The sequence below is a fragment of the Enterococcus rivorum genome (genome assembly GCF_001742285.1).
Classification (GTDB): domain Bacteria; phylum Bacillota; class Bacilli; order Lactobacillales; family Enterococcaceae; genus Enterococcus_L; species Enterococcus_L rivorum.
The window spans coordinates 15,373-32,357 of record NZ_MIEK01000018.1 but is presented as its reverse complement, the minus strand read 5'-3'; the positions used below and the strand labels follow the sequence as shown (position 1 = coordinate 32,357).

General features: G+C 35.1%; 14 protein-coding genes, 1 other RNA gene, 1 pseudogene, 1 riboswitch and 1 other annotated feature. Of the genes and pseudogenes, 11 read left to right on the top strand and 5 right to left on the bottom strand.

Going from position 1 to position 16,985, the window contains the following annotated elements; translation table 11 throughout:
* Nucleotides 1-24: 24 nt before the first annotated feature.
* Complete coding sequence (locus BCR26_RS07650; RefSeq protein ID WP_069698391.1) at nt 25-879, bottom strand: helix-turn-helix domain-containing protein; 855 nt, start codon at nt 877-879, stop codon at nt 25-27.
* 81 nt (nt 880-960) lie between these two features.
* On the opposite strand from BCR26_RS07650, the gene tadA reads away from it, so the two are divergent.
* Entirely contained in the window at nt 961-1,485 is a 525-nt protein-coding gene (gene tadA / locus BCR26_RS07645; protein WP_069698390.1) for a tRNA adenosine(34) deaminase TadA, read from the top strand.
* Between the two features lie 35 nt (nt 1,486-1,520).
* Nucleotides 1,521-1,620, top strand: an RNA gene (gene ffs / locus BCR26_RS07640) — signal recognition particle sRNA small type.
* Nucleotides 1,621-1,725: 105 nt separating this feature from the next.
* Here the strand turns inward: ffs and BCR26_RS07635 are convergent.
* From BCR26_RS07635 to BCR26_RS07620, 4 genes and pseudogenes are all read right to left on the bottom strand, one after another.
* A pseudogene (locus BCR26_RS07635) lies at nt 1,726-2,004 on the bottom strand (Ltp family lipoprotein); the annotation flags it as partial.
* 35 nt (nt 2,005-2,039) lie between these two features.
* Nucleotides 2,040-2,894 carry a TPM domain-containing protein gene (locus tag BCR26_RS07630; protein ID WP_069698389.1) on the bottom strand — a complete coding sequence of 285 codons (855 nt, stop codon included), beginning with the start codon at nt 2,892-2,894 and terminating at the stop codon, nt 2,040-2,042.
* Nucleotides 2,891-4,006: an ATP-binding protein gene (locus BCR26_RS07625; protein ID WP_069698388.1), complete on the bottom strand. Its 1,116-nt coding sequence runs from the start codon at nt 4,004-4,006 to the stop codon at nt 2,891-2,893. Before BCR26_RS07625 ends, BCR26_RS07630 begins: the two co-directional genes overlap by 4 nt.
* Before the next feature lie 170 nt (nt 4,007-4,176).
* Nucleotides 4,177-5,409, bottom strand: a complete 1,233-nt coding sequence (locus BCR26_RS07620) for an SPFH domain-containing protein (RefSeq protein ID WP_069698387.1) — start codon at nt 5,407-5,409, stop codon at nt 4,177-4,179.
* Nucleotides 5,410-5,728: 319 nt separating this feature from the next.
* Between BCR26_RS07620 and BCR26_RS07615 the strand changes: the two genes are divergently transcribed.
* The 9 genes from BCR26_RS07615 to BCR26_RS07575 all read left to right on the top strand — a co-directional run bounded on the left by BCR26_RS07615 (nt 5,729) and on the right by BCR26_RS07575 (nt 16,944).
* Nucleotides 5,729-7,423: an InlB B-repeat-containing protein gene (locus BCR26_RS07615; RefSeq protein WP_084387061.1), complete on the top strand. Its 1,695-nt coding sequence runs from the start codon at nt 5,729-5,731 to the stop codon at nt 7,421-7,423.
* 324 nt (nt 7,424-7,747) lie between these two features.
* Nucleotides 7,748-9,787, top strand: a complete 2,040-nt coding sequence (gene pbp4, locus BCR26_RS07610; RefSeq protein ID WP_069698385.1) for a penicillin-binding protein PBP4(5) — start codon at nt 7,748-7,750, stop codon at nt 9,785-9,787.
* 112 nt (nt 9,788-9,899) lie between these two features.
* The gene (tsaB, locus tag BCR26_RS07605; RefSeq protein WP_069698384.1) at nt 9,900-10,619 is read left to right on the top strand and encodes a tRNA (adenosine(37)-N6)-threonylcarbamoyltransferase complex dimerization subunit type 1 TsaB; all 720 of its coding nucleotides are present in this window, start codon (nt 9,900-9,902) and stop codon (nt 10,617-10,619) included.
* Nucleotides 10,603-11,151, top strand: a complete 549-nt coding sequence (gene rimI, locus BCR26_RS07600) for a ribosomal protein S18-alanine N-acetyltransferase (protein WP_069698383.1) — start codon at nt 10,603-10,605, stop codon at nt 11,149-11,151. Before tsaB ends, rimI (BCR26_RS07600) begins: the two co-directional genes overlap by 17 nt.
* Before the next feature lie 24 nt (nt 11,152-11,175).
* Nucleotides 11,176-11,610: a ribosomal protein S18-alanine N-acetyltransferase gene (gene rimI, locus BCR26_RS07595; RefSeq protein ID WP_211272290.1), complete on the top strand. Its 435-nt coding sequence runs from the start codon at nt 11,176-11,178 to the stop codon at nt 11,608-11,610.
* Nucleotides 11,611-11,615: 5 nt separating this feature from the next.
* Nucleotides 11,616-12,650 carry a tRNA (adenosine(37)-N6)-threonylcarbamoyltransferase complex transferase subunit TsaD gene (gene tsaD / locus BCR26_RS07590; protein ID WP_069698381.1) on the top strand — a complete coding sequence of 345 codons (1,035 nt, stop codon included), beginning with the start codon at nt 11,616-11,618 and terminating at the stop codon, nt 12,648-12,650.
* 55 nt (nt 12,651-12,705) lie between these two features.
* Nucleotides 12,706-12,911 (top strand) — a binding site (T-box leader).
* 76 nt (nt 12,912-12,987) lie between these two features.
* A complete protein-coding gene (argS, locus tag BCR26_RS07585; RefSeq protein WP_069698380.1) occupies nt 12,988-14,679 on the top strand; it encodes an arginine--tRNA ligase in 1,692 nt (563 codons plus the stop codon).
* A gap of 226 nt (nt 14,680-14,905) precedes the next feature.
* A complete protein-coding gene (locus tag BCR26_RS07580) occupies nt 14,906-15,409 on the top strand; it encodes an HD domain-containing protein (RefSeq protein ID WP_069698409.1) in 504 nt (167 codons plus the stop codon).
* A 131-nt stretch (nt 15,410-15,540) separates the two neighbouring features.
* Nucleotides 15,541-15,612: riboswitch (Fluoride riboswitch) on the top strand.
* Nucleotides 15,613-15,687: 75 nt separating this feature from the next.
* Nucleotides 15,688-16,944 carry a chloride channel protein gene (locus BCR26_RS07575; protein ID WP_069698379.1) on the top strand — a complete coding sequence of 419 codons (1,257 nt, stop codon included), beginning with the start codon at nt 15,688-15,690 and terminating at the stop codon, nt 16,942-16,944.
* The last annotated feature ends 41 nt before the right edge of the window (nt 16,945-16,985 follow it).

Genomic DNA, 16,985 nt, shown 5'->3' with positions numbered 1-16,985 from the left:
ACTCGTTTCTGTCTGGTTTTACTTTTACTTAGAAATCAATAAGTAGCAAAAAATTAAATCGTCCATTTTTTTTAAGGACAAGCCAGTTTGTTCATAAAATTTTTCTAAGCGATATTGCAAGGTATTTCGATGCATGAATAATGCTTTTGCTGTGGAACTGATATTTCCCTGGTTATGCCAAAGGGCGTGAATAATCTCTTTCATATCATCATTTAAAGTTAGTTGTTTGCTAAAATTTTGTACAAGTGAACTTTTTTTCAGGCTTTCTTTAGTAAAATAATGTAACGCAACATCAGTTAAAGAAAAAGCAGATTTCCCCTTGATATAGGAGAGTTCCTCGTGGAAAATTTGTTGTTCCTCGTGAAATAGCTTGATGAACTCATCTTTTGTAGAGAAAAATTTTCCGATAAAGGCAATAGTTGAAGAATCAAAATCAGTGTCTAAGGTTAAAAAGATACCTTCCAGTTCATCTAAGGAATAATGACTTTTGCTATAAGGCTCAACCAAAAGACCTTCATTTTCCGTAAGAAAGAAAAAATCAACGGAGAGAGGAAACATTTCTTTGATACTATTCTGCCATTCTTTTTCCATAAAATCGATGGGTTTTTGCAGTTGAAAGTGAATAATTCGAAATGAACCGTCTATATCAATGTCAACTTGTTTAAATAAGTAGCCATACCAAGGATGACGTTCAATGCTTATATGTCCATTTTTTTTAGTAAACATCTTGCTTAAAAGAGCAATTTCAGTTTTTTGAAGTATTTCTTTTGAAAGAATGAAATAGCGATTATCAACGGGAAGGGACAGAAAATCACCGGCTGCTTTTGATTCAGAAATGAAACCAGTTGGATATATTTCTAATAATTCTTCAATAGTCATAGACACACCTCACGAAGATATTGTACCATGAAAAGAGTAAAAAGTGTTTCGTTGGTAGTTAAAAATGAAAGGTGACCGTCTATGGACAAAAAAATAGATATTTTAAATCAAGAGGGAAAAGAATTTTTTATGTTGGAAGCAATCAAGGAAGCCAAAAAAGCAGAAGCGATGCTTGAAGTGCCAATTGGTGCGGTAGTTGTTTTAGATGGGAAAATTATTGGCAGAGGACACAATCTAAGGGAATCTACGCTGCAGTCCACTGCTCATGCGGAAATGTTCGCTATTAAAGAGGCCTGTCAAACCTTAGAAAATTGGCGGCTAGCAAGAGCACAAGTATTTGTAACCTTAGAACCATGCCCAATGTGTAGTGGTGCGATGATGCTGTCTAGAGTGGCAGAAGTATATTATGGAGCAGCAGATCCGAAAGGTGGAACTGCTGGAACGTTAATGAATCTTTTGCAAGATGAGCGATTTAACCATGTTGCCTATGTGGAATCTGGTATTTTAGAGGAAGAATGTGGAGCGTTGCTGACTAATTTTTTTAGAAAGTTAAGAGTAGAAAAACAGAAAAAGAAAAATCTTGAAAAAAGTTCTTTGAAAGACTAGCCAAATGAATGAAAATGCGGTATACTAAATCTTGCCGAAAGGCTAGGACAATGGTGGGCTTACGAAGCGTGTCAGATCTGGAAGGAAGCAGCACTAAGTAGGTGCCGCCATGTGTCTGAATAAAACCTTATAATATCAACGTTTCTACATACTGTAGAGACGTTTTTTGTTTTAAGAAAAAACAGCAACTCGAATAGTTTTAAAGACCATTCGAATCGCTATTTTTTACTTAATTAATTATTAGTTTAGGTTTTGTATGGCGTAGTCAGCTTCTTCTGGTGTGAATTTTTCACCATGTTCAGATATTAATTGATCTCTAATAGCTTCAGGAGACATAGCCATAGATTCTTGATAGCTTTTTGCTTTAGCTAGAGCATTAGCATTCCAATCTGCTTTAAGGTTATCAATGGCATATTGGGCTGCTTCAGGTGAAAATTTTTCTCCGTATTCTGAGATTAATTGATCATAAATGCCCATTTTAGACATGTTCATCATTGTTGAATATGATTTTGCTTTTTTAGTGCTGGTTTATAAATAAAGTGATTTTTGAAAGATTAAAATTTGCGGCCACCTCCACCAAATGTTCCACCATTAGTTTTATGAGTTGAACCGCCACCTTTACGTTTGACGCTACTTTTACTCCTATTTTTACTACTGCTATTAGAGCTGCTCTGATGACTACTATTAGAGCTACTTTTGGTAATTCGGCGAGTCGTTACAAATGAATTTGATAGATGATCGGTTTTTGTTATTAAGTTTAAAGAAGATTTCTCACGGAAAGGATATTTATGGATTACTGATTTTAAGTTATAACTTGAAACAGTCCCTATCACAACAATAATAGTTATTATACCAGCCATAAATAAAGCTATGTCTATTTCTCTTCCAGTAAGTACTTTATATCTGATGATTTTGCCGGTCTCCGTATCGACTCGATAGTGACCGCCGGGAACACCAGCATCGAAATTTTTTTGTACGCTTTTTAAAAACACTGTGCCAGCCTGGAAATAATCGCCATTTTTGATGTTCGGCTCAATGATATCTAAGGCTTGATCAATTCGGCTATCATCCATGTAATCGATCATATTTCCAGAGGTGGAGATGTAAAACTCACGGTTATCCATATCAATTAGGAACGTAACTCCATTAGCATCTTTACCTATTTTTCCTAACATAAATAAATCAGCAAATTTTTGGGCAGTTTGATTGTTTTGATAGGTTGTTAGAATAAATACTCTAGCTTTCGATTTTTTTTCAATGGGCGCAATAAGTTCCTTAAATTGACTAATTTCTTCTGGTTTAAATAGGCCTGCATAATCTTCTACAGAATCACTAGCGGCTTGGACATTTACTGCAAAACAAAAGAGTAGGCTAAATAGAAGAAGAATACTAAAAGTGAATTTTTTCATATCAACCAACCTCCAAATAAGAAGATGGCTGCTAGAATAACAAAAATAGCAAAAGTGAAGATTCCTAATTTATGATAATCAATTGGGAGCTCACCGCTTACTTTTCCTGTTTGACCATTCATTGCATAATAGTATGTTGTTCCACTTTTATCCTTGTTACGATAGGTTACCAACCATATAGGTAAGAGCATATAATTAATTTGTTCATTAGCAAGTGAAACATTTTTTTGAATTTTTGTTAATCTAGTGTATCCAGAGATAGTTTCACTTAAAAGTAATTCAGAATAATTTTTTAATTCTGTTTCAATGCTTTCTTTGAATGATTTATATTCTATGTCTCTTTTTTCTGCTTGAAACCCCGCTAAGTATTGACTTTTAAATGGAATCGCTTTATCTAATAAATATGGTTGAACATCCTCAATCATCTTTTGTTGAGTATTTTTTGATAAAGCATTTTTGATGATTTCTTTAAAAGTCATTTTTGCCTCTCTCGTAATGTCAAATTGCTTTGTTTCTGTATATTCAATATCACCTGCACGCCAAATACGAAAATTAGTACCAACGGCATTTATCTGACCTTCAAATTCAACATCTACTACCCAATAAGGGAAATACACACCAGTTATCTTTTCAATCTGTTCTTTGGCAAAAAATCCTTTTGGAATAAAGCGTTTTCTCTTAGTCCAAGAGAGAAATTTTTCTACCGCTTGTTCTTTTTCTACCGTAAAAGGCAAGACCTTATCAGGTAAAAATTTTCCTGACAATCGTCCTGAAAGAACGACTGGATTGTGGCAATAATAGCAGTAAGTAGCGGCTGTAGTTGAATCTGTAACAATTTCAGCACCACAACTAGAACACAAAAAAAGATCCATAGTGTTTTTTTGCGTGCTTTCTTGATGGTCTTCCTTTTTTATGTTGTCAGTAGTAAGTGTCAAGTTTTCGTTAGAACTAGAAGTATCTTCTAAATGAGCGTCCCGTTGTATTTGCTCGTAATTAGAAATCTCAGCTTCTGCATAGATATTTAAACAATATTCGCAGTGAAATTGCTGGTCTTTAGGATCAAATAACAACGGGCCATCACAATTTGGGCATTTATGTGTAAATGTATCCAATTAAAAATTCCTTTCTTTGAAACTATGATAGTTGTAAATTGAAAACTTGTATCCAAAAAATATAAAGATAGCTAGTACACAATAGAAATAGACAAGAAATTTCCTATTGCTTTCAACTCTCTCTATATATATTGTAAAAGGGTTGGATTGTACTAGCTACAGAATAATTTTTATAAAGGGATACCTTGGAACGGTTTTCCGCAGTGAGGACAGAATTTTGGAATGCCATTTGATAAATCAACGGTTTCTCCGCATTCGGTACATTTCATTTCAAGTTTTGGTTTGTCACTTGTTGGTTTGGGTGTTCCACAATTCGAGCAAAACTTCCCATTATTTTCATTCCCACACTCTGGACATATCCAAGTATTTCCAACAGCTTGAATATTCTGTTGCTGTTGCTTGTCGTGCATTTGCTGTTGATTTGTTTGAGAGGCTTGAGCAAAATAATTCCCACTAGTATTCATGCCCATTCCAACACCCATAAAGCCAGACATAGCACCACTTTCATTACTTCCAGCAGCTTCCATACCACGAGCCATAGCTCCTTGTACATAGCCTTCACGAACACTTGCATCGCTAAGCATTGCCCCTTGGTTTCTCATGTTAATTAGTTTAGTTGAGTCATCTGTATAAGAAATACTGGCTACTGCAACTGATTCGATTTCCATTCCCCGTAATTCACGCCAATTGTCGTCAAGTACATTTGACATGTATTTGCTTAGTTCTAAGCTTTTTGAAGGGACATAAGAAATTCTTTCTCCATCTGCCGACATTTGATTAATGGCTGCTTGTAAAGCCGTTAAAAATTCAGCTAAATATTGTTCATTAATATCGCTAATAGTTACTTGTGACTTGTTTCTGGGAATGGCATTTGAAAAGAATAATAAGGGATCAGTAATTCTTATTGAATAATTTCCGTGAGCGCGCAAAAACAATTCAGCATTGTAAAAATTATCAAAATAATTCAATGGTGTAGAAGTCCCGAATTTAATTCCTTTTATTTCTTGCAAATTGATATAGAAAACTTGTTGTTTTTGTGGTGTAATACCGCCGTATTTAAAGCGGTCGAAACTTTCTGAAATCGCTTCATTTAGAGAGCCGTTAAACATAGAAGGAGCAGAATTATTTTGGACAGTATAATAGCCTTCTTCCGCCGTGTAATCAATAATTTTCCCTCCATCAACGAGAATCATCATCATATTTGGGTATACATGAACAACAGAGCCGTCTGTAATAACATCTTCTGTTCCTTTTCGATTAGAACTGCGCTTAGCATCTCGTCTAACAAGCACACCTTTTGTCATCACCGTATTATCGCTCATATTATTTGGTTCAATAACTTCAAGCCATTGATCCGCTAAACTACCGCTGATAGCGCTAGTTGCTGCTTTTATAATTCCCATTAATAGAATTCCTCCTAAAAAAGTATTTTATGAAAACATTATACCATAGAGCTATTTGGATGCTAAGTTAGATAAGGTACAAAAAGATAAGATAAATAGGTAGATACAGCATGTTATTAAAACTAATTAAGCAGTTGGAATGAATATATATTGTGTTTTTTTATTTTTATTTTAAGAGTATTTTTTTGACTACTAAGAAATATTTGTTGACTTGTAAAGGATTTTTAGTTATTAATATTTTATATATTAATAATATACGAAATATATATTTACTTTATTTTTGTTTAAATATATAATATTGATATAAAAAGGAGGATGTATGCTTAGTATGAAATTTTTCGGGAAATTTAGATATATGATAGCAAGTGTTTTATTGTTTTTAGGAGTCTTTATTGGCATAAGTAATTTAGGGATCAATCAAGTATCAGCAGAATCAATTCTTCCGTATGTGGGTCCTGGAATTACTTTTGAACAGCAGTTTCCAAATGCTCAAACAGCAAGTGTTATTGCCAGACAATTTAATAAAGTCCCAAGTGATGAAATGACTTCCGCCGACATAGCAATAACTAGCTTAGATTTGTATTCAACCAATTTGACGAACATTGATGGGATAGACATATTTTCTAATTTAACATACTTGGATATTAGCAGTAACCAAATAGTGAATCTTCCTGAAGGATTATTTGCATTGACAAAATTACAGTATCTTGATGCAAGTAGGAATGGATTAGTGGTGATTCCTGAAAGTATTGGAAATTTGTTTGGACTAATCTATCTTGATATAGGTGTCAATAGCCTTATAAGGTTACCAGAGAGAATTGGAGATTTAACCGCTCTGAAAACATTTGAGGTCTATAACAATCAATTGACAAGTTTACCAGTTAGTATGGTAAATCTAGTTAATATGACTTATTTTAATGCACAAAGTAATTTTTTACCTAGCGACTATGATTTGCTATTGAGCGAATTATTAGGGATTACAGTAATGAGAAATCCGCAAGAATCGGTGCTTCTTAGTCAACCAACAAGTATAAAAATCAGTAGCCAGCAAGACATGGATACTATTGACTTCACTACTTTTATCAGGTCACGTTATACTCAGCGGTTATCAGAGGGGCATGTTTATCAATTTGAAAATTATCTTGATGAATCCATGCAAGCAGTTGACATAAATGATTATCTTCAAAATGGTGTAGTAAAAAAATCTGGTGTTGTTTATGCCCAAGTAAGAGTTACTGGAGAAGGGCTGTTTCCGAATAGTAGCGATAATGCTTTAACGACAGAATCGGTTCAGTTAAATTTCGAGACAAATCAATTTGGGTTATCGTTTGATTTAAATGGTGGATCAGGAATAGTTCCTGCAACGCAATTTTTAACCGAAGGAGAACTGGCGGCTTCAGTTGAAACGCCGACCAGAGAAGGGAATAGATTTTTGGGTTGGAATACAGCACAAGACGGAAGTGGCATAGACTGGGATTTTACAGCAACAGCGATGCCTGCAAATGATGTAACTTTATATGCCCAATGGACAGAAAATTTCAATCTAGCTTATTTTTACCATTTAAACTTTGATTTAAATGGTGGGGATGGCGTCGTACCTGAAACTCAAAAAATTGAAAAAGACCAACTTGCAATTAAGCCAACAGATCCAAGTAGAAAAAACTACATTTTTAAAGGGTGGAACACAGCAAAAAATGGAAATGGCCTGATTTGGGATTTTGCAACAACAGCAATGTCTGCGAACGATGTAACTTTATATGCTCAATGGGAAGAAAATTCAGACCCTAAAAAACCAGTAAATCCAACTAATCCGCTCACTCCTGTTAAACCAGTAACACCAGAAGACAATCACTCAACCAGTAAGTCAGATGAGAAAGTAAAGAGTGAATCATCTGGGACGCGTACTGTCTTACCTAAAACTGGAGAAAAGTATCTTTCGCCATTACTTGGTGTATTTGTATTCTTATTAGGAAGTGTATTGTTATTTTTGAATAAAAAACATTGGATGAGGTAGACGAAGAATTAAAGAGATGATGAGTAGAAGAATAACTGGAGAAAAGGTCGAGATAAACACCTACGCGTGTTTCTTTCGACTTTTTTTCATATGATTTTTGGGGAGAAAAAATTAGTCAACGAGAGCTAGAAAATAATAGTGAATTAAGCAGTTAATAAAGCATGGATTAATAAAACCAATGACATAATAATAAGAGAAAAGTCAAACTAGCTAAGGAAAAATTTAAATTTTTTTAATTGCGAATAAATTAATCGTTTTTGTGCTTCCTATTGGTTATAATAAAATGGTAGAGAAATATGAGCAAATAGATGGAGGAGAAAGTTTGTGGAGACAAGGAAACAGCAAAAAAATTCAAAAAAAACAAGTATCGTTATTATCTCTAGTGTTATTCTGATTGTTTTAGTTGTAGGAGGCTATTATTCATATGCTAAATGGCAGGAAGGACAGGAACTTAAAGATGCTAAAAAGACAGCGACAGCTTTTTTAAAACACTTGTCAAAGCAAGAATTTGACAAATTACCTGAGAATTTAGATGAAGCTTCTTTTAAAACAAATGGGTATGATAAACAATCTGTTGTAGAGAAATATCAAAATATTTTTCCAAGTATCGGGGCAGAAGGCATAAAAAGCAATAAAGTATCAGTGTCCAAAAAAGAAAAAGATGTCTTTATGTTCACCTATCAATTGAGCATGACAACTTCATTAGGTGAATTAAAAAATTTAAGCTACAAAACTACGATTAAAAAAATGGATGATAAGTTTAAAATTCAGTGGGCTCCAAATTTGATCTTTCCTGGAATGAGTGGGAATGATAAAGTTTCATTTCAAACAGAGAAAGCAGTTAGGGGCGAAATTGTAGATCGAAACGGCGAAGGACTTGCAGTAAATCAAGCATTTGATGAGGTTGGGATTGTGCCAGGAAAGCTTGGTTCTGAAGCCGAAAAAGTGCAAAATATTAAAGTTTTTAGCGAGCAATTTGGTGTTTCTGAAAAAGAAATTAATCAAAAATTAGGTCAAAGCTGGGTTCAACCAGATTCTTTTGTTCCGATTAAAATATCTTATGAGCCGGTTACTAGTGTACCGACAGGAGCAGCTACAAAGGAAACCGCTATTCGCTATTATCCGTTAAAAGAAGCAGCAGCTCAATTGATTGGCTATACGGGTTCCGTTACTGCTGAAGACATTGAAAAGAATCCTGAATTAAGTAGTACAGGAATTGTTGGAAAGGTTGGTTTGGAACAAACCTATGATAAAGAGTTGCGTGGACAAGATGGAGGTAGCTTAAATATTGTTGATGAAAAGGGAACAATAAAAAGTGAACTACAAAATATAGAGAAAAAAGACGGGCAAAAAATTCAACTAACAATCGATAAAAATGTTCAAGGGGAAGCATTTGCTATTTTCCAAAATAAACCAGGGAGCGCTGTTGTCACGAAACCTAAAGATGGAGACTTATTAGCAACAGTTAGTTCCCCATCCTTTGATCCGAATAAAATGGCTCACGGAATTTCTCAAGCAGAATATGATTCATATGCTAATGATAAAAATTTACCTTTCACTGCAAGATTTGCAACAGGTTATGCGCCAGGTTCAACTTTTAAAACAATCACTGGAGCCATTGGGTTAGATGCTGGAACATTAAAACCTGAAGAGGAATTAGCAATTAATGGGTTGAAATGGCAAAAAGATGCCTCTTGGGGCGATTATTTTGTAACGAGAGTCAAGGAAGCGAGTCCGGTAAACTTAAGAACTGCATTAGTTAATTCGGATAACATCTATTTTGCAGAACAGACACTTCGTATGGGAGAGGAAACCTTTAGAAAAGGCTTAAACAATTTTGCCTTTAATGAGAAGTTGGATTTGCCAATTCCGATGAAACCAGCTCAAATTTCTAATGAAGATACCTTTCATTCAGATATTTTGTTAGCTGATACCGGCTACGGGCAAGGACAACTGTTGATTACACCGATTCAACAGGCAATGATGTACAGCGTTTTTCAAAATGATGGTAAGTTGGTATACCCTAAAATTCAGTTAGAAAAAGAAAAGAAAGAAAAAGATGCAGTGATTAGCGGAAATGCAGCAAACACCATTGTGAATGACCTTTTGGGAAGTGTAGAAGATGCAGAGGGCTATGTTCATAATATGTATAATCCTAATTTTTCTTTGGCTGCCAAAACTGGAACGGCTGAAATTAAAGAAAAGCAAGATACAGTTGGAAAAGAAAATAGTTTTCTTTTGACGATGGATCGAAGTAACAATCAATTTTTAACCATTATTATGGTAGAAGATTCTAGAGCAAATGATACCGCAACTAATATTAGTAAGCCTTTAATTGACTACTTAGAAGCGAATGTGAAATAATTATAAGACTATTGTGTTTCTAGGTCAGGAGAAATGCAATAGTCTTTTTTTACGTAAACAGAAAAATATGCTACAATAAACCGACTATAGATTGGAAGGATAGGGATTTTTTGTGCGAATTTTAGCCATTGATACATCCAATCAAACACTAAGTATTGGTGTTTGTGAAGACAATAAAATTTTAGGACAATATACAACAACCGTAAAGAAAAACCATAGTTTAACGTTAATGCCCGCTGTAACAGAGTTAATGAAAAACCTTGAGTTAACACCAAAAGAGATTGATCGGTTTGTTGTTGCTGAAGGACCTGGCTCTTATACGGGGTTGAGAATAGGGGTAACTACAGCTAAGACGCTTGCGTATACGTTGAAAAAAGAGCTTGTCGGTATTTCAAGTTTAGCAACGTTGGCTGCTAATTGTGTTGGTATTGAGGGATTAATTATTCCGATTTTTGATGCCAGAAGAAACAATGTATACACCGGTGCGTATGAGTATAGGAATGGAACACTAGTTAATCAAATAAAAGACCAACATAGTTCATTAGAAGATTGGTTAGGACAATTAAAAGAATATCCAGCACTTTACTTTGTAGGAGAGGATATTGAGAAGTTTAGAAGTCAAATTGAAGATGTACTTCCGCAAGCAAAATTAAATGATATTTCACAATGGCAAATACCTAATGGAGCTGCTCTTGCACAGTTAGGACGGACGGCAGAAGTTGTGAAGGAAGTTCATAATTTTTTACCTAATTATTTGAAAAAAGTGGAAGCTGAAGAAAATTGGCTAAAGAACCATACTCCTGAGGAAGAAAATTATGTGGAAAAAGTTTAGCTTTTTTGTTAATAGCATTATTTTCCGATTGAAAAAACACAATTATTCAATGCAATCAGTACTCATTTCAAATCAATCTTATTTGGTACGAAGAATGACTCCTTCTGACATAAAAGATGTTCTAGCGATTGAACGAGAAGTCTATGCTGGAGAGTTGCCTTGGACGAAATCTGCTTTTTTGAATGAACTGAGAGCAAGTTCGCAAAATTTATATTTGCTGATTCAAGACAACAAACAGGTGATAGGATTTATTGGTTGCCGCGTATTAGAAAAGGATGCTCATATTACAAATGTAGCTGTTTTAAACAAATATCAAGGGAAAGGAATAGGTTCTTTTCTTTTAAATGAGACAAGAACATTTGCTGAAAAGCATCAGTGTGAAACGATGTCTTTAGAAGTTCGAATGAGTAATAAAAATGCGCAACGTGTTTATCGAAGAATGGGATTTGTTTCCAATGCGATTAAACGAGGGTATTATGACGAAAATAAAGAGGATGCGTTAGATATGATTCTCTATTTAAAAGAAGTGTGAATAATGTTTTGTGAAAAAGAAGAAATGAATCTGTTGACTCTGCCAGAAAAGATTTGGCAGTTAAGCGAAAATAGTTATTTTTATGGTTCACCTTGGTCGCTAGAACAATTTGAAAGTGATCTTTTTCAAGAAAATAGTTACTATCTTTTTCTCTTAGAAGGAAATCAAATGATTGGTTTTATTGGCTATTACTCTGTTTTAGAGGAAGTAGATATCACTCATGTTGTGATTGAGAAAGATTACCAGCATCGTGGTTATGGTAGAAAATTACTTGAAGAATTAGTGGCCAGACTAACGAATAAAGGAAAAACAACTCTTTTTTTAGAAGTGAGACCTACTAATCTTGCAGCAATCAGAGCATATGAAGCGTTTGGGTTTGAAAAAATCAGTACCAGAAAAAATTACTATCAGCATCCTAAAGAAGATGCTTTAATTATGTGCTATAGAATAAGGAAGTGAAGGAAATGTCTTTTTTTAAAAAAGAGCGAAAGTTACTATTAGCGATTGAAAGTAGTTGTGATGAAACCAGTGTTGCAATTATTGAAAATGGAGATCAAATTCTGTCAAATATTGTTGCTTCTCAGGTGAAAAGTCATCGCCGTTTTGGCGGTGTTGTACCTGAAGTTGCTAGTCGTCACCATGTAGAACAAATCACCCTCTGTATTGACGATGCATTAGCAGAAGCACAAGTAGAGCCAGAGGAATTAAGTGGCGTTGCCGTCACTTTTGGTCCAGGATTGGTTGGTGCGTTATTAATCGGTATTTCGGCAGCGAAAGCTTTTGCTTGGGCACATGGATTGCCGTTGATTCCAGTTAATCACATGGCAGGACACATTTATGCTGCTGCGTTTGTTCAACCATTGACGTTTCCTTTATTAGCGCTTTTAGTGAGTGGTGGACATACTGAATTAGTCTACATGAAAGAATCAGGCGCTTTTGAAATTATTGGAGAGACCCGAGATGATGCCGCAGGAGAAGCTTATGATAAAGTAGGGCGTGTGCTAGGGTTAAGTTATCCAAGCGGCAAAGAAATTGATGAATTAGCCAACATTGGTAGCGACACCTATCATTTCCCAAGAGCAATGATAAAGGAAGCAAACTATGATTTCAGTTTTAGTGGATTAAAGAGTTCTTTTATTAATACCGTTCATAATGCGGAGCAACGAAACGAACCGTTGGTAAAGGAAGATTTAGCTGCTAGTTTCCAAGCGAGTGTGATTGATGTATTAGTGGAAAAAACAGTACGAGCATGTAAAGAATATCCAGTGAAGCAACTTGTTCTTGCTGGTGGTGTAGCAGCAAATCAAGGGTTAAGAGCAGCTCTTAGTGAAAGGGTTTTGACTGACTTACCAGAAACGACATTAATTGTCCCACCATTGAAACTTTGTGGTGACAATGCAGCGATGATTGGAGCTGCTGCTTTTGTTGAAGCCGAAAAAGAGCATTTTGCTAACTACTCCTTGAATGCTGATCCAAGTCTATCCTTCACGACAATTTGATGGAATAATACTAGGCAGATTGAAAAAAATTTGTTATAATGTACCCAGTTTAATGAACGATTCATAAAAAAGAGAAAGTACTTGTTACCTATCAGTTTAGCGATTTCGGGAGGGTGTAAGCCGAGAGTGAATAGCACAAGGAAACGCGCTTTATAGAATTTGCTTAGGCAGACGGTTATCTACCGTTATCAGATAAAGTAGGCTTATTATTACTAATAGTAAGCAAAAAGAGTGGTACCGCGGGAAGATCTCGTCTCTGATGTCTTAGGACATTAGAGACTTTTTTTATTGGTCAAGACAAGTCGTTCAAGTAATTTATTATCAGGAGGATGAAAAGATGAACAACAAAGAAATCGTAGCCAAAGCTATTTATGACGTTGTAAAAGATGATTTATCGTTAGAACAAGTGGAACAATTATTGGAAAATCCTAAATCTGTAGATCATGGGGATGTCGCTTTTCCAGCTTTTTCTTTAGCAAAAGTTTATAGAAAAGCACCGCAGCAAATCGCCGCAGATCTAGCTGACAAAATCGAAAACAGAAACTTTAAAAAAATTGAAGTAGTAGGTCCTTATCTGAATTTCTTTATGGATAAAAAAGTTGTGAGTCAAGCGATTATTGGACAAGTTTTACAAGAGAAGAACCATTATGGAGATACAACTCTTGGCGCAGGTAGAACAGTTCCTATTGATATGTCTTCACCAAATATTGCGAAACCAATTTCAATGGGGCATCTTCGCTCAACAGTTATTGGTAACTCAATTGCGTTTATTTTAGAAAAAATCGGTTATGAACCTATTCGTATCAACCATCTAGGTGATTGGGGTACCCAGTTTGGCAAACTAATTGTGGCTTATAAGAAGTGGGGTTCAGAAGAAGCTGTTCAGTCGGAACCGATTAATGAGCTACTAAGATTGTATGTTCATTTCCATGAAGAAGCAGAAGAAAAACCAGAGTTGGACGACGAAGCTCGGGCATGGTTTAAAAAATTAGAAGAAGGCGACCAAGAAGCGACTGAACTTTGGAAATGGTTCCGAGAAGAGTCCCTAAAAGAATTCGATAAAATATATGCCATGTTGGAAGTGGGCTTTGATTCTTACAATGGCGAAGCATTTTACAATGACAAAATGGATGAAGTTGTTACTTTACTAGAAGAAAAGCATCTATTAAAAGAAAATCAAGGAGCAGAAATTGTTGATTTAACAGAATACAATTTGAACCCGGCCTTGATTCGCAAATCTGATGGAGCTACACTTTATATTACTCGTGATTTGGCGGCAGCCCTTTATCGTAAACGGACCTATGACTTTGCCAAAGCAATTTATGTTGTGGGAAATGAACAAAGCAATCATTTTAAACAATTAAAAGCGGTAATCAATGAATTAGGTTTTGAATGGTCGCAAGATATGACGCATGTACCTTTTGGGCTGATTACTCAAGGTGGTAAAAAATTATCAACGCGAAAAGGAAAAATTGTTCTGTTAGAAGAAGTCTTAAACGAAGCGGTTCAATTAGCTGAAAATCAAATTATTGAAAAAAATCCTGATTTAGCCAACCGTGAAGAAGTAGCTAAGCAAGTAGGGATTGGCTCTGTTATTTTCCACGATTTGAAAAATGATCGGTTAAATAATTTTGACTTTGTCTTGGAAGATGTTGTTCGTTTTGAAGGAGAAACAGGACCTTACGTTCAATACACCCACGCTCGTGCCATGAGTATTTTGCGAAAAGCTGATTTCACAATGGATGAAAAAGCTGAATATGTACTTGATGACAAAGATAGCTGGGAAGTCATTAAGTTACTACAAAAATTCCCAGAAGTTGTTCTTCAAGCAGCTGAGAAATATGAACCATCTGTTATCGCTAAGCATGCGATTCAGTTAGCACAAGCTTTTAACAAATATTATGCTCATGTGAAAATTTTAGCTGAGGACCCACAAAAGGAAAATCGTTTAGCTTTAGTTTATGCTATGGCAACAATTCTAAAAGAAGATTTACGCTTGTTAGGTCTACATGCTCCAAATGAAATGTAAATAAATCTAAATTTTCTTTAGAGCAATTTCATATGAACAAATGACAAGTAATGGTCTTTATTAAATGGGATCATTACTTGTTTTTTACATGTATAATTTTCTTAGAGTCAATTATTAAAGTTTCTTTACGACAAGATCGAACCCCTAGTATTTGCGAAATCAAAGTGCTATACTCATGTCAAGATTAAAAATTAGCTTTTCTAAAGAAAAGGTGGAACCAGAATTAATGACTGAAAAATGGCGTGAAGATCAAGAATATATGTCTTATGTAGAAGATTTGTTGGCAACAGAAGAAGTTCAGCGTTTAGGCGACTATACGCAACATGTTCACTCGACTCGTTTAGATCATTCAATCAGTGTTTCCTATTACAGTTATAAATTAGCTAAAAAATGGAATGGGAATGCAAAAGCTACGGCTCGTGCAGGCTTGTTACACGATTTGTTCTATTACGATTGGAGAACGACTAAGTTTGATGAGGGTACTCATGCCTATATGCACCCGAGAATTGCTGCAAAAAATGCAGAAAAAATTACTGAACTGTCAGATTTAGAACGTGATATAATTATCAAACATATGTGGGGAGCAACAATTGCCCCGCCGAAATACAAAGAAAGCTATATTGTAACAATGGTAGATAAATATTGTGCAATTAAAGAAGCGTCAGAACCAATGACTTCTTCAGTAAGGACAAAATGGAATCATTTTTTTGGCAGAAAGCAATCTGCTTAATGATTGTAAAAAATAGGACGCTTAGTGGAACCTAAAATGTTCCTTCTAAGCGTTTTTTTATCTTTTTACGAGTAAATTAAGAGTTTTTCTTGCACTTTTAAAAGAGTAATGCTATATTTTTTTTAACTAAATAATCTGAGGGCGATGGTGTTCGCCGATAACTATTTATTGAATAACAATAGATTAATGACGCCTATTGAAGGGGATAAGTGTCCCTTCAATAGGCTTTTTGAATTGGAACTATTTATTTATCTAGAAAACTGGGGAGTGACATGAGGATGAAAAAAGAAGGGCTTATGCCAATAAAAATGAGTATCTATATGGGAAAATGGTTGGTAATTACGGCAATTATTAGTTTATTCATGGGAAGTTTGTCAGCGTTTTTCTTAACTAGTCTAGAATTTGTAACTAAGCTACGGATAGAAAATCCTTGGCTTTTAATTGGCTTGCCTTTTAGCGGGGCGCTATTTGCTTTTTTATACAAAAAATATGGAGATACAGCAATAAAAGGGAATAATTTAGTATTGGATCAGGCAAATGGAGCAGAAGAAAGAATTCCTTTGCAAATGATTCCTTTAACGTTGTTTGGTACAATCACTACACATTTATTTGGGGGTTCCGTTGGTCGGGAAGGAACCGCAGTTCAAATGGGTGGAGCGATTGCAAGTGCTGTGGGAAAAATTTTTCGTTTAGAAAAGGAAGAACGCGAAATAGTTATTATTACTGGAATTAGTGCTGGCTTTAGTTCAGTTTTTGGGACCCCTTTAGCAGGTACTATTTTTGGGTTGGAAGTTTTAGCTTTAGGTCGTTTAAGAGGAGAAGCGATTTTTCCTAGTTTTTTTGCAGCTTTTTTTGCTAATTTTGTGACAGAGTCTTATGGTGTTACTCATACTCATTATGGAATGGGAGTTATTCCTGACTGGACAGTTTTGTTATTTTTAAAGATATTTATTGCTGGCATTTGTTTTGGACTTATGGGGTGGGTGTTTAGTCGTTCGATTGTTTTTGTAAAGAAAATGTATAGCAATTATTTTGAAAATCCAGTAGTAAAAACTTTTGTTGGAGGTGCTGTTGTTGTTACTCTTGCAGTAATTTTGCAAAATAGCCGTTATTTAGGTTTGAGTTTACCTTTATTAAAAGAAGCTTTTGACGGAAGTGGCTATCTATTTGATTTTCTTGGGAAGTTAGTTTTTACAGCGTTGTCTTTAGGTGCTGGGTTTCAAGGTGGCGAAGTCACTCCGTTGTTTGAAATTGGGGCTAGTTTAGGTAGCAGCTTGGCTTTACTACTCAATGTGTCTGTTCCTTTTTTAGCAGGTTTAGGATTTATCGGAGTATTTTCAGGAGCGACAAACACACCAATAGCTTGTTTCATTATGGGAATAGAACTATTTGGCAGTGATGCAGCGGTTTTCTTATTTATGATTTGTGTAATAAGTTATATGTGTTCAGGAAATTCTGGCATTTACTCAGCTCAAAAAATAGAGGTGGAAAAGGGAATAGTCTTCTTACCTTTGTGGTCAAAGTTAAAAAAATAAAAAAGAAAATAGCTAGAATGAAGGATTCTTTGAAAAGCTAT

Excerpts from the sequence above, each read along its gene's own strand:
- BCR26_RS07650 (WP_069698391.1), bottom strand. The coding sequence starts at position 879 with ATGACTATTGAAGAATTATTAGAAATATATCCAACTGGTTTCATTTCT.
- tadA (WP_069698390.1), top strand. The coding sequence starts at position 961 with ATGGACAAAAAAATAGATATTTTAAATCAAGAGGGAAAAGAATTTTTT.
- BCR26_RS07630 (WP_069698389.1), bottom strand. The coding sequence starts at position 2,894 with ATGAAAAAATTCACTTTTAGTATTCTTCTTCTATTTAGCCTACTCTTT.
- BCR26_RS07620 (WP_069698387.1), bottom strand. The coding sequence starts at position 5,409 with ATGGGAATTATAAAAGCAGCAACTAGCGCTATCAGCGGTAGTTTAGCG.
- BCR26_RS07615 (WP_084387061.1), top strand. The coding sequence starts at position 5,729 with ATGCTTAGTATGAAATTTTTCGGGAAATTTAGATATATGATAGCAAGT.
- rimI (WP_069698383.1), top strand. The coding sequence starts at position 10,603 with ATGTGGAAAAAGTTTAGCTTTTTTGTTAATAGCATTATTTTCCGATTG.
- rimI (WP_211272290.1), top strand. The coding sequence starts at position 11,176 with ATGAATCTGTTGACTCTGCCAGAAAAGATTTGGCAGTTAAGCGAAAAT.
- tsaD (WP_069698381.1), top strand. The coding sequence starts at position 11,616 with ATGTCTTTTTTTAAAAAAGAGCGAAAGTTACTATTAGCGATTGAAAGT.
- argS (WP_069698380.1), top strand. The coding sequence starts at position 12,988 with ATGAACAACAAAGAAATCGTAGCCAAAGCTATTTATGACGTTGTAAAA.
- BCR26_RS07580 (WP_069698409.1), top strand. The coding sequence starts at position 14,906 with ATGACTGAAAAATGGCGTGAAGATCAAGAATATATGTCTTATGTAGAA.
- BCR26_RS07575 (WP_069698379.1), top strand. The coding sequence starts at position 15,688 with ATGAAAAAAGAAGGGCTTATGCCAATAAAAATGAGTATCTATATGGGA.